Genomic DNA, 12,259 nt, shown 5'->3' with positions numbered 1-12,259 from the left:
ATTCAACCGCCTGAGAAGCCGATGGCATGCCCGAACGAGCCGAAGCCGCCGCGCTGCGCCGCGTGCGAGCCGGAATCGTAGGAGGAGGAGTGGCTCGACGAGGAACTCGATGAGGAGTCGCTGCTGTAATAGCTGCTGCGCGAAGATCCTGAGCCGCCGCCGGAGCTACTGCTGTGGCTCGAGGAAGAGCTGCGCGAGGAGCATTCGGCCGCGTTCTGCGTCGGAGATCCCGCGGAGGTATTCGATGGCTGCTCGCAGGTGCGGCTCGGCATCAGCGTGTAGGCGGTGGTGCCGACGGCAAGCGTACCCATCAGCAAGAGCGCGACGTGGCCCGAGCGCTTGGAGGGCGGCGGCGCGGGGCGCGGCGAATCCGGCACCGAAACCTGCTTGCGCTTGCCGAAATCCTGGTTGGGTTTGTCGGACATGGTCAGTAGACCATGCAGGCGGCGTTGAGCGCGCCGGCTGCCAGCGAGGACAGCCCGAGCCAGATCGCGGCGGCCAGCTCGCCGGAGGCGATCCGTTCCGACAGTTTCGGCACGGGAACCCTGACGAGGTAATAGACAATGATCTGCACGATCAGCGCGATCGCCGCCCAGATCAGGCAATCCCAGACATTGGCCGAGTGGGTGATGGCGCTGACCAGCGGCAGCACGAAGCCGAGTAGGCTGAGCCCCAGCGCAATGGCGGCCGCCGGCTCGTTGGCGCGGATCAGATCGAACTCGTTATGCGCGGTGACGCGGGTATAGACGAAGAGGTAGGCCACCACGGCGACGATGGCCGTACAGAAATAGACCAAAAATGCCGGGAGCCCGGCAAGCGATTGCAGGATCATTGAACTCGCCCCAACTCGTGCGTTCCAGAGATTCGCACGATCTGTCAGTCGGTGCACCGGGGCGGGGGGTTCAAACCCGAACAAAGGTTGCCCAAAACAAAAACCGCGCCGTTTCGGGCGGAGTTTCGCCAGATTTTCGTTGCGAACCGGGTCGGAACGCTACTCGGTCACCTCGATCTTGCCGTTCATGGCCGGGTGCAGGCCGCAGATGACAGATTGACAGCATTCACATCGGCGAGGTCCCCATCGCCCACCGCAAACACGCCTCTTCGTTCGAGGGTCCGGCAATAGGGCTGATGATGATCGTCCAGATCGCAACAGGTCTCATTGAACTTCGATCAATCCGGCGAGGTTGTAACACAACGTGATTAAACTTTGGAGCGAAATCCGGAATCGACGGACTACCTTGAGCAGGCAACTGCACTCTACTCGGGAGGATCGTCATGGCGACGAATTTGGTCTCTGCAGTGATGCAATTCCTCACGCCGGACGTGATCGCAAAGATCGCTTCTGTTCTGGGTCTTGATCGTAATGTCGCGCAAAAAGCCATTGCGGGTGCAATTCCCGCGCTTCTTGCAAGCCTCGCTGACGTTGCTTCCACCCCCAACGGCGCACGTCAGCTCACTAATACGCTGACGCAGCAATCCGGCTCGCTCGATGGTTTCAAGAATTTCACCGGCAGTGCCAGCGCGAATTCGCTCGCGGAAAGCGGGTCGAACATGCTTTCGGGCTTGTTGGGGGACAGAACCCTGGATGCGATGTCACAGACCATCGGCAAGTTCGCGGGGATTGGCGAGGAGACGACCAAGTCGATGCTCGGCATGCTTGGCCCCATGGTCCTTGGCGTCTTGGGCCAGCAGCAAGGCGAGGCTGGTCTCGACGCAAGCAAGTTGGCGTCGCATCTCTCTTCGCAGAAGGATCAGATCGCCGCGGCAATACCGTCCGGTCTCGCCGGTCCGTTGAGTGCCGCTGGTCTTATAGACGGAGCGACCGAAAGCTTGCGCAGCGGTGCCGCGGAAGCCAGCATGGCCGCCAGCCGGATAGCAGAGGCTTCGGAGCGGACCGTTCCTGGGGCTGATCAGGCGGCGTCTGCGATGGGCCGCAGGACTGCGGTACCACCATGGCCATATTGGCTGGCCGCTGCCGTAGTAGTGGGCGGACTCGCATGGTTCGCCCTTGGCCGTCCAGGGGAGGACACCATCGCTCAGGTGTCGCCTGCCGCCACGACGCGTAGCGACACCGGAACCGTGGGCAAGGCTCCGACGGATTTAACGGTCGGGGGCATGAATCTTGCGAACCAGATCAACTCGTCCGTTGGTTCGATCAGGACCGTGCTTCCCAGCATCACCGATGCCACCTCGGCCGAGGCCGCACTGCCCAAGCTGAAGGAAGCGACCGCTCAATTGCATGAGGTCAATTCCCGCGCAGCGCAGCTCCCCCCGGAAGGGAAGGTCGTTCTCGTAAAGCTGATCGTTGCGGCTACCCCCACGATCAATCAGATGTGTGACAAGGTGCTGGCGACGCCCGGCGCCGGCGACATTGCGAAGCCGGCGATTGATGAGCTTCGAGGCAAACTCGACGCGCTTGCGCGCACCTGAATGCCGGAACTTCGTGCCGTCCCGCATGCGCCGGACGGCAGTGTCGCCCCTGGGCCATCCGCCCAAACAAAAACCCCGCCGTTTCGGGCGGGGTTCAGGTCGGGAGGAGCGAGCCGTCCGGCTCGCCGTAAACCCTGATCAGGCGGGGATGCGCTCGTCCGCCTCGTGCGGCTCGCGCAGCACGTAGCCGCGGCCCCACACGGTCTCGATGAAGTTGCGGCCTTCGGAGGCGTTGGCCAGCTTCTTGCGCAGCTTGCAGATGAAGACGTCGATGATCTTCAGCTCGGGCTCGTCCATGCCGCCATAGAGGTGGTTGAGGAACATTTCCTTGGTGAGGGTGGTTCCCTTGCGGAGCGAGAGCAGCTCCAGCATCTGGTATTCCTTGCCGGTCAGGTGCACCCGCTGGCCGCCGACCTCGACCGTCTTGGTGTCGAGATTGACCACGAGGTCACCGGTCTGGATGACCGACTGGGCGTGACCCTTGGAACGGCGCACGATCGCATGGATGCGGGCAACCAGTTCGTCCTTGTGGAAGGGCTTGGTCATGTAGTCGTCGGCGCCGACGCCGAGACCCTTGACCTTGTCCTCGATGCCGGCGAGACCGGAGAGGATCAGGATGGGAGTCTTGATCTTGGAAACCCGCAGCTGCTTGAGCACGTCGTAGCCGGACATGTCGGGCAGATTGAGGTCGAGAAGGATAATATCGTAGTCGTAAAGCTTACCTAGATCGACGCCTTCTTCCCCGAGGTCCGTCGTATAGACGTTGAAACTCTCGGATTTCAGCATCAATTCGATCGACTGCGCGACGGCGCTGTCATCTTCTATCAGCAAAACGCGCATGCCAGTCCCCTTTAGTCCGCCGCTCCGGGCGTCAGGTCGGCCGCACTTGCGGCACTCAAAACGCCTTTAACAACTGATTCGGATCCTGACAGACATATGGTTAACAAAATCTGATTCCGGTTCGCAAGCTCTTTAAGTGCAATTTTTAGCGAATCGCCCTAAGATGTTGCTCGGAAGCAGCTTTTCTCCAAAATGCCCACTCAGGTTCCAGATTAAGAGACGGGCCTAACCGACTCCCGCGTTTAGCCATCTTCTGATGGCAAGCGCTCTCAGTCACCAAAGACAGTGACGCAATGATTAATGATGCGGGTAAACACGAGGTTAAGCGCGGTTTCTTAAAGTGCGGAAACTTAAGGTTTCCGCAATGAAGGCCCTCGCGGAGCAGATCGGCGATATCGACGGCGTCAATATATATGGCCGTGTTGTGGGCGTTCGCGGCCTGATGGTCGAGATCGCCGGGCCCATCCATGCAATGTCGGTCGGCGCCCGGATCGTGATCGACACCGGCGGCAACCGCTTTATCCCGGCCGAGGTCATCGGCTTCTCCGGCAGCAATGCGGTGGTCATGCCTTTCGGCGGACTCGACGGCGTCCGGCGCGGTTGCCGCGCGGTGATCGCTACCGCCGCCAGCCAGGTTCGGCCGTCGCCGGCCTGGCTCGGCCGCGTCATCAATGCGATGGGGGAACCGATCGACGGCAAGGGGCCGCTGGTACAGGGGCCGTCGCCGATGCCCTATCGCAACGCGCCGCCGCCGGCGCATTCGCGCAAACGTGTCGGCCTCCCGCTCGATCTTGGGGTGCGCGCGCTCAACACCTTTCTGACCTGCTGCCGCGGCCAGCGCCTCGGCATCTTTGCCGGTTCCGGCGTCGGCAAATCGGTGCTGCTGTCGATGCTGGCGCGCAACGTCGATGCCGACATTACCGTCATCGGCCTGATCGGCGAACGCGGCCGCGAGGTGCAGGAGTTCCTGCAGGAGGATCTCGGCGAGGAGGGTCTGGCGCGTTCGGTCGTAGTGGTTGCGACGTCGGACGAGCCGGCGCTGATGCGGCGGCAGGCGGCGTATCTGACGCTGGCGATATCAGAATATTTCCGCGACGAGGACCGGGACGTGCTGTGCCTGATGGATTCGGTCACGCGCTTTGCGATGGCGCAGCGCGAGATCGGGCTGTCGGCCGGCGAGCCGCCGACCGCCAAGGGCTACACGCCGACGGTGTTCACCGAACTGCCGAAACTCCTGGAGCGGGCAGGGCCGGGCACCGGCAGCGGAACCATCACCGGCATCTTCACGGTGCTGGTCGACGGCGACGACCATAACGAGCCGATCGCCGATGCGGTGCGCGGCATTCTGGACGGCCATATCGTGATGCAACGCTCGATTGCGGAGCGTGGACGATTTCCCGCCATCAATATTCTCAAATCGGTCTCCCGCACCATGCCGCGCTCGGCCGATCCGGCCTACCTGCCCGTACTCACACGGGCCCGGCAGGTGATGGCGACCTACGCCGACATGGAAGAGCTGATCCGTCTGGGCGCCTATCGCGCTGGTTCCAGTCCGGAAGTCGACGAGGCCGTAAAGCTGCACGAGCCGCTGGAAGCTTTTTTGCGTCAGGCCAAGGAAGAGAAATCGACCCTCCATGACGGCTATCGCCAATTGGCGCTAATCCTCGGCAATTTGGAAACGGAACGCTAACTTTGTCAGGCCATCATCCCCGGCACATGATTAACGACGCCGGTGGGGTCCTCCCGGGGAGCCGGCTCCGTCCCGCGTTCAGATTGGGACTTCTGGGGAGTATGAGTCGATGAAGTCACGAGAAACGCTGATCCGCCTGAAGAAATTTCAGGTCGACGAGAAGCGACGAAGGGTTACCCAGATCGAAGGCATGATCGCCGACTTCCAGCGCATGTCGGTCGATCTCGAGCGCGAGATCCAGACCGAGCAGGAGCGGGCCGGCATCAACGATCCCTCCCACTTTGCCTATCCGACCTACGCCAAGGCCGCGATCCAGCGCCGCGAAAACCTGACCCGCTCCGCCGACGAACTGCGCATTCAGCTCGAAGACGCCAAGAGCCTGCTCAGCGAGGCGTTCGAGGAATTGAAGAAGGTCGAGCTGCTCGACGAACGCGACCAGGCGCGCGAGCGCGCCGAGGAGAGCGCAAGAGAGCAGGCCGACATGGATTCGATAGGCCTGATGCGTGCCCGGCTGGGCGTCGCCTGACGCTTACAGCCTTTATCCGCCAAAGATCGTAGCCCGGGCCGCAAGGCCCGGGTTTTTGTTTGCCAATGGCGCGGAAACGGGCGACTTGGTGCCTCCAGTAACGCAGGATATGGTACGAAACTTCTCGACAGCTCCGGCGTAACACGCGGGTAGAGCACCGGGATCTGGGGGACACTGAATGCTGACGCCAGCGGAGCTGGTCTGGCTGATCGCCGCGGTGGCGAAGAGGGATGAGGCGGCTTTTGAGCGCCTATACGCCGCCACGCGCGCGAAACTCTTCGGCGTCGTGCTCCGTATCTTGCGGCGTCAGGACCTCGCGGAGGAGGTCATTCAGGAGGCTTACGTCAAGATCTGGAACAACGCCGGCCAGTTCAATCCGGCCCTGTCTTCGCCGATTACGTGGATGGCGTCGATCGCGCGCAACCGGGCGATCGACGTGGTGCGCAAGAAGAGCGAAAGCTCGATCGAGGAGGAGCCGGCCGCGATGGAAGTGGCGGCCGAGTCACCCGATCCGCTGGCGCGGCGCGAGATGACGGAAGAGTTGAAGCGGTTGCTGGAATGCGTCGGCCGCCTTGAGCCGGACCGGCAGAAGCTCGTGCTGCTCGCCTATTACAACGGCTGGAGCCGCGAACAGCTTGCCGCCAAGTTCGAGACGCCGGTGAATACGGTGAAGACGTGGCTGCGCCGCAGCATGATGGATATCAGGGAGTGTCTCGGGCTGTCGCGGCCCGGATCTTGAACGATGGCCTATAGCGAAGACCATATCGCGCTCGCCGCGGAATACGCACTCGGCACTCTCGATGCCGACGAACGCGCGCAGGTCGAGACCATGATGGCCGCAGATGACGAATTCACCGCGATCGTCCACGCCTGGGAATACCGGCTCGGCGTCCTGAACCAGATGGTCGGCCCGATCGAGCCACGGCCGGTCGTGTGGGAGAACATCAAGACCGCGATCGGTCACTCCACCGAGCAGCGGGCGCCGCTGGTCTTGCCGGAGGCGCCGCCGGCTTCGCCTGCGCCGGAACCACCGGCCGAGGTGGCGACAGCGGTCGAGACGCCTGCGGTCGTCGAGCCGCCTGCGCGGCAGCCCGCCGCTGACAATTCCAACATCGTCCTGTTGTCGGACGCCCGCGCCAGGCGCTGGCGCAATGTCGCGTCGATCGCTACCGCAGTTGCCGCGGCGCTGATCGCGGTGCTGGGGATGCAGGTCTATCAGCCCGATCGGTTGCCGGAGGCTCTGCGGCCGACGCCGCGCATCCAGACCGTCGAGGTGAAGGTACCGGCGCCGCCGCAGATGGCCTCGGGGCAATATGTCGCGCTGCTGCAGCGCGATGCCGGCTCGCCCGCCTTCATCCTGACGGTCGACGCTGCAACCAAGAATTTCACGGTCCGCCGGGTCGGCTCCGGCGCTGAGCCCGGCAAGAGCTTTGAACTCTGGCTGATCTCCGACAAGCTGCCGCAGCCGCGCTCGCTCGGCGTGATCGGCGGCAGCGATTTCACCGCGCGTCCCGTGCTCGCCGGCTACGACACCGGTACGATCAACGCCGCGACCTTCGCCGTCACTGTCGAGCAGGCCGGCGGCTCGCCGACAGGCCAACCGACCTCGGCGCCGATCTATACCGGCAAGCTGATCGAGACGGTGCCGGCGCGGTAGCCCTTGGTACATCCTCATGGTGAGGAGGCGCAAAGCGCCGTTTCGACCCATGAAGGCCCGACTAGCCGCCAATTGAAAATCGCCCGTGGCCATCCTTCGAGGCCGCCCGCTTCGCAGGCTCTCAGGATGGGGCTCGGTTGTTGACGAAGCAAGCGACGATCCCGATACCGAATTCCCAAAAAGAAAACGCCCGTGGGGAGCGGGCGTTTTCGCAGTCAACTTGGGGGTAGTTGGGGTCTTAATATCCACGTAGCGACTTTGGGGGGCTGTAAAGAGCCACGTGAATTCCGAAAAATTCTGTCTCCTCTAGCGAACGATTGAGTTGCTTGAGCTGGTGACGACGACCGGCTTACCGGCCTTCATCACGCGCGTGCTCGCGGTCTGGGTGAGACCTTCATCCGAGCTGGTGCGCGCCGAGATGCTGAAACCGGCGACCACGATACCTGCCACGAGCGCCACGACCACGATCTTGAGATGGGTCGTGCGATCTGCGCTGTAGATCGAGTGGTTCATGGAAGTCTCCTGCCGCCTTCCCGCGTGTGGATTCGTCGAATGCCTCCACGGGCGGGTTCAACGTCTCGCGTGCAGAAAACGTAGGAATTCGGGGATTCGTTCCCAATGGTCGATCACAAGGCGGTGAAAAGACTTGAACGGCCGCGATCAGGCGGTCGCGTCCAGCGGTCAAGAATGAACAATTATTTATGTACTGCAATATGTTGTGGCGGCGACCGTGCCGGTGACCGGGAAGGGGCCCGTTTTTCCCGATTTTAACAAACCGTTTGCATGTGACGAAAAGGCCTCGGGATTTTCCGGGGTGATTTGCCCCTTTCGCTATACACTCCCCACCGTCTTCAACCGCGCCCGCGGATGAATTTCGGCCTGCGACAATACGGTGGTCTGCGAGCGGAAGCGCTCGACCAGCGAGCGGACGAACGGGCGGATCGCCGCCGAGGTCACCAGCACCGGTGCCTCGCCCTCGCGGGCGGCCTGCTCGAAGGCATTGCGAACCGCGGTCATGAACTCCGAGAGTTTTGAAGGTTGCATCGCGAGGCTGCGCTCTTCGCCGGTGCCCACGATCGATTCTGCAAAGGCCTGCTCCCATCGCGCCGACAGCGCGATCAGCGGCAGGTAACCGTTGTATGTGGTATTCTGTGCGCAGATCTGGCGGGCGAGGCGGGCGCGGACGTGCTCGACCATGGTCGCCGGGTTGCGCGAGAAGGCGAGCGCGTCGGCGATGCCTTCGAGAATGGTCGAGAGGTCGCGGATCGAGATGCGCTCGGCGAGCAGCAACTGCAGCACGCGCTGGATGCCGGAGATCGTGACCTGGCTCGGCACGATGTCCTTGACCAGTTCGCCCTGTTCCTTCGGCAGGTCCTTGATCAGCTTCTGCACCTCGCCATAGGACAGCAAGTCGCTCATGTTATTCTTGAGCAGCTCGGTCAGATGGGTCGACAGCACGGTCGCGGCGTCGACCACGGTATAGCCCTTCAGTGAGGCCTCTTCCTTCAGCGCGGCATCGACCCAGGTGGCGGGCAGGCCGAACGTCGGCTCGACGGTGTGGATGCCGGGCACGCCGACCTGGTTACCGGCGGGGTCCATGACCATGAACTGGTTCGGCCAGATCTTGCCCGAGCCGGCGTCGACTTCCTTGATCTTGATGACGTAGGTGTTGGCCTCAAGCTGAACATTGTCGAGGATGCGCACCGCCGGCATGACAAAGCCCATCTCGATCGCCAGCGAGCGGCGCAGCGCCTTGATCTGCTCGGTCAGGCGGTCGGTGCCGTCGGGGCCGTTGACCAGCGGCAGCAGCGCGTAGCCGAGCTCGATCTTGAGGTCGTCGATCTTGAGCGCGGTGGCGATCGGCTCCTCGGCCGTCGCCTGGGCGGCGGCGGCGGCATCGGGTGCGGCGGCGGCGGCCGCTTCCTGCGCCTTGACGACCTTGTTGTGGTTGCGCGCCTTCCAGGCCAGCGCCGCGGCGCCGCCGCCGAGCGCCAGGAAGGGCAGCATCGGAATACCCGGCAACAGCGCCAGCACCAGCATCACGCCGGCCGACATGCCGAGTGCCTGCGGATAGCCGGAGAGCTGCTTTATCAGCGCCTTGTCGGCGGCACCGGTGATGCCGGCTTTGGAGACGAGCAGGCCCGCCGCGGTCGAGACGATCAGCGCCGGTACCTGGGTGACGAGGCCGTCGCCGACGGTCAGCACGGTATAGGTGCGGGCGGCATCGCCGAAGCTCATGCCCTGCTGGGCGACGCCGATGATGATGCCGCCGACGATGTTGATGAAGACGATCAAAAGACCCGCGATGGCATCGCCGCGGACGAATTTCGAGGCGCCGTCCATGGCGCCGAAGAATCCGCTTTCGTCCTCCAGCGCCTTGCGCCGTTCTTTCGCGGTCTTCTCGTCGATCAGGCCGGCGGAGAGGTCGGCATCGATCGCCATCTGCTTGCCGGGCATCGAATCGAGCTGGAAGCGGGCGGCGACTTCGGCGATGCGGCCCGAACCCTTGGTGATGACGACGAAGTTCACGATGACGAGGATCGCGAACACGATAATTCCGATCACGAAATTACCGGACATCACGAAATTGCCGAAGGCCTCGATGACGTGGCCGGCCGCCGCGGTGCCTTCATGGCCATGCGAGAGGATCAGGCGGGTCGACGCCATGTTGAGCGACAGCCGCAGCATGGTCGAGATCAACAGCACGGTCGGAAACGCCGAGAATTCGAGCGGCGCCTGGATGAACAGCGAGGTCATCAGGATCAGGATCGAGACCGTGATCGAGATCGCCAGGAACAGGTCGAGCACCAGCGAGGGCAGGGGCAGGATCAGGACGACCAGGATGACGAGGACGCCGAACGCCAGCGCCAGGTCGCCGCGCTTCAGGATCTCGCCGATCTCGCCAAGGCTCGGAAATTTGGTGCTCGGGGCGCCGCCGCCCTGACCCGCCGTCACATCGACCATGGTAGCCGCATCCCCCCGCGACTGGCGCCCGCGGGCGCCAAATGTCTGCGCGGCGGCCGAAGGACCGCCGGTTCGAAAGTGAGGCACCGCACTGGCGTTCACGGGGGTTCCTCCCGTATCTAACGCGGCCGACGACACTCGACTTCACCCGGCAATTTTTGCCCGGTGTATGGTTAGCAAAGGGTTAACGGGGGTGGGGGTGGGGCGGTCATTCCGTCCGGTCGGTCTCTTTCAGGGGCGTGCGCGAGAGTTCGACGGACGCCGACGGCGGATGGCGATCCCCTTGGAGCAGCCCGCTCTATCCAGGATGACCTGATCTGGACCTGGCGCAAACGTCTGGTTTGGTCTCTCGCGCCAATCGCTCTGCTTTCAGACGCTCGCGATTTTCCTGAATCGACCGCTGTTCCTTCGCGTAGTCGGTGAGCGGCTTGTTGCCTTCGATTGTCTTGAATATTGCATTGGCCTCGCGCAGAACGCGAGTAGCCCGACTTGTTCTCATCTCAACCTCGATACCGGTTTAAGCAGTAGGACAAGCGGGAGACCGGCGGCAGCCCTTGTATCCTGTCCTGGTAACGGACCGACCAGCCTCACCTGGAGCGGTCCACGCGGACGCGATTGAATTCTTCCGGCCCATTGAGCAGATGCCGCTTCCGGCTCGCCCTGTCGCCTGGATTGGCCGCGGCGTCGCCCACGTCGTCGATCGTGTCCGAAGCCATCTTGCGGGCGCGCCGCTGCTGCTTTCCGCCAAATCGGCGTCCGTCCTCTCCGACCGTCAGACCCAGTTCGACCAGACGGCCAAGGGCCTGCGGCAGCGTGGGTGTGTCGGGCTGATGCTCTGCCCATTTGATGATGGCCGCTCGCAGCGTTGGCGCCGGTCGGAAGCCCATCAGAGGTGCAAGCGCCGCACGCTTTTTCGACTTGCTGATCATCTGCAGCGCCGGGTGACTCGGATCGAGGGCATGGACACTCGCTGTTTCACTTGATGTTGCAGTTAACGGGCGACTTCTGCGCCAGTTCCTTGAAATCGGGCCGGACCTACAAAGTACCGCGGCTGCAACGAAATCAGTCCAGGGGCCGGACGAGGTCGAGGACCTGCTGCTCCAGCCGATCGCGATGGTCGACATATACCTGTTGCATCTCCTCGATTTCCCCGAGGATGAGAATAGCCTGCAGAGGATCTTCGCCCTTCTGCTCGATGCGTCGGACGGCTTCACGTTGAGACGCCAACTCGCGTTCGCCATCGGCAACGAACTGCCGGGCCGCGGAGAGGTATTCCAAGGTCTTCACCAGGCTCATCCAACTCCCCGTGCCTGCGGCCGAGGTAAACTCTCATCCGCATCGACCGTTCCAAAACGGAAGGAACGCCTTCAGCCTTGAGGATGGGACGAAGGGCTGGCGGCCTTCACCTCACAATACGCTGCCTAGCGAGCGCCAAAACACTTGGCGTGGACCGCGGCATGAGCGCACAGGTCGCGACAAGGAACCCGTTTATTCGTCGCGGCAAGAAAGCGATGGCTATTGAGATGGAAGGGGCGCATGCTCCTGGAAGGCAACGCTGGCCAGGCGTTTTCGAGAAAGGCAGGCGCACGTGACTATCGTGTCTAAACGCGAAGTCGTCACCTTCAAGCACGCCTTCCGCATCAAAGGTGTAGATCGCCTGCTGCCAGCCGGCAACTACGAGGTCGTGACCGACGACGAGATGATCGACGGACTGTCGTTCACGGCGTCCCGTCGCGTCGCCACCATGATCATGGTGCCGGCCAAGGACTCCCGCGGCCTTGCGATGGAGATGATCTCGCTCGGCATGGGCGACCTGGCCGACGCGCAGCGCATCGATGCGAGTGCTTCCAATGACTGATGAGCCGCTCGATCTCGACAGCCACCGCGGCATGATGGCTCAGAAGGCGACCGATCTCCGCCGTGCGCTCGGGGAGGTGGAAACCCATGCGCTGGAGCTGCGCCAGCGCCAAGCGAAGATCGAACGTCACCTGTTGTCGGTCCCCGCCGCGTCATGGGCGGAGGCGGCCGTCAAGGCGCGCTACGTCCTCAAGCTGTATGCTGCAGCGCTGCCGCCCCACGATACACTGCATCGCGATCTCGTCGTCGCCGTCCTCGAGGATTTTGCCCGGTTGACCAAGCAGGATTGAGGAAT

At 62.9% G+C, this 12,259-nt stretch carries 14 protein-coding genes; 7 read left to right on the top strand and 7 right to left on the bottom strand.

What is annotated here, in order from left to right:
• Nucleotides 1-2: 2 nt before the first annotated feature.
• Complete coding sequence (locus tag RX331_RS33150; protein ID WP_317253787.1) at nt 3-425, bottom strand: hypothetical protein; 423 nt, start codon at nt 423-425, stop codon at nt 3-5.
• A gap of 2 nt (nt 426-427) precedes the next feature.
• On the bottom strand, nt 428-832 hold the full coding sequence (locus RX331_RS33145) for a DUF350 domain-containing protein (RefSeq protein ID WP_317253786.1): 405 nt from the start codon (nt 830-832) through the stop codon (nt 428-430).
• A gap of 443 nt (nt 833-1,275) precedes the next feature.
• On the opposite strand from RX331_RS33145, the gene RX331_RS33140 reads away from it, so the two are divergent.
• Nucleotides 1,276-2,430 (top strand): DUF937 domain-containing protein, encoded by a 1,155-nt coding sequence (locus tag RX331_RS33140; RefSeq protein ID WP_317253785.1) that lies wholly within the window; start codon nt 1,276-1,278, stop codon nt 2,428-2,430.
• 138 nt (nt 2,431-2,568) lie between these two features.
• On the opposite strand, the gene ctrA is transcribed toward RX331_RS33140, so the two are convergent.
• Nucleotides 2,569-3,270, bottom strand: a complete 702-nt coding sequence (ctrA, locus tag RX331_RS33135; protein WP_016848562.1) for a response regulator transcription factor CtrA — start codon at nt 3,268-3,270, stop codon at nt 2,569-2,571.
• Nucleotides 3,271-3,634: 364 nt separating this feature from the next.
• Here ctrA and fliI point away from each other — a divergent pair, with 364 nt between their 5' ends.
• The 4 genes from fliI (at nt 3,635) to RX331_RS33115 (ending at nt 7,143) form a co-directional block, all read left to right on the top strand.
• Entirely contained in the window at nt 3,635-4,960 is a 1,326-nt protein-coding gene (gene fliI, locus RX331_RS33130; protein WP_317253784.1) for a flagellar protein export ATPase FliI, read from the top strand.
• A 109-nt stretch (nt 4,961-5,069) separates the two neighbouring features.
• Nucleotides 5,070-5,486, top strand: coding sequence for a flagellar export protein FliJ (gene fliJ / locus RX331_RS33125; protein WP_057842912.1), 417 nt, complete (start codon nt 5,070-5,072; stop codon nt 5,484-5,486).
• Between the two features lie 178 nt (nt 5,487-5,664).
• Entirely contained in the window at nt 5,665-6,225 is a 561-nt protein-coding gene (locus RX331_RS33120; protein WP_317253783.1) for a sigma-70 family RNA polymerase sigma factor, read from the top strand.
• Between the two features lie 3 nt (nt 6,226-6,228).
• Nucleotides 6,229-7,143 (top strand): anti-sigma factor domain-containing protein, encoded by a 915-nt coding sequence (locus RX331_RS33115; RefSeq protein ID WP_317253782.1) that lies wholly within the window; start codon nt 6,229-6,231, stop codon nt 7,141-7,143.
• Between the two features lie 306 nt (nt 7,144-7,449).
• Here the strand turns inward: RX331_RS33115 and RX331_RS33110 are convergent, their stop codons facing one another.
• The 4 genes from RX331_RS33110 to RX331_RS33090 all read right to left on the bottom strand — a co-directional run bounded on the left by RX331_RS33110 (nt 7,450) and on the right by RX331_RS33090 (nt 11,403).
• Entirely contained in the window at nt 7,450-7,656 is a 207-nt protein-coding gene (locus RX331_RS33110) for a hypothetical protein (protein WP_317253781.1), read from the bottom strand.
• Between the two features lie 318 nt (nt 7,657-7,974).
• Nucleotides 7,975-10,107: a flagellar biosynthesis protein FlhA gene (gene flhA / locus RX331_RS33105; RefSeq protein ID WP_317253780.1), complete on the bottom strand. Its 2,133-nt coding sequence runs from the start codon at nt 10,105-10,107 to the stop codon at nt 7,975-7,977.
• Between the two features lie 587 nt (nt 10,108-10,694).
• Complete coding sequence (locus RX331_RS33095; protein ID WP_317253778.1) at nt 10,695-11,036, bottom strand: hypothetical protein; 342 nt, start codon at nt 11,034-11,036, stop codon at nt 10,695-10,697.
• A 133-nt stretch (nt 11,037-11,169) separates the two neighbouring features.
• Nucleotides 11,170-11,403: a hypothetical protein gene (locus tag RX331_RS33090; RefSeq protein WP_317253777.1), complete on the bottom strand. Its 234-nt coding sequence runs from the start codon at nt 11,401-11,403 to the stop codon at nt 11,170-11,172.
• A gap of 292 nt (nt 11,404-11,695) precedes the next feature.
• Here RX331_RS33090 and RX331_RS33085 point away from each other — a divergent pair, with 292 nt between their 5' ends.
• Entirely contained in the window at nt 11,696-11,965 is a 270-nt protein-coding gene (locus RX331_RS33085; protein ID WP_317253776.1) for a hypothetical protein, read from the top strand.
• Nucleotides 11,958-12,254, top strand: coding sequence for a hypothetical protein (locus RX331_RS33080; protein WP_317253775.1), 297 nt, complete (start codon nt 11,958-11,960; stop codon nt 12,252-12,254). The genes RX331_RS33085 and RX331_RS33080 overlap by 8 nt, the downstream gene beginning before the upstream one ends.
• The last annotated feature ends 5 nt before the right edge of the window (nt 12,255-12,259 follow it).

The sequence above is a fragment of the Bradyrhizobium sp. BWA-3-5 genome, assembly GCF_032917985.1.
In the GTDB taxonomy this organism is placed as follows: Bacteria; Pseudomonadota; Alphaproteobacteria; order Rhizobiales; family Xanthobacteraceae; genus Bradyrhizobium.
This window is presented reverse-complemented; position numbering and strand designations above follow the sequence as displayed.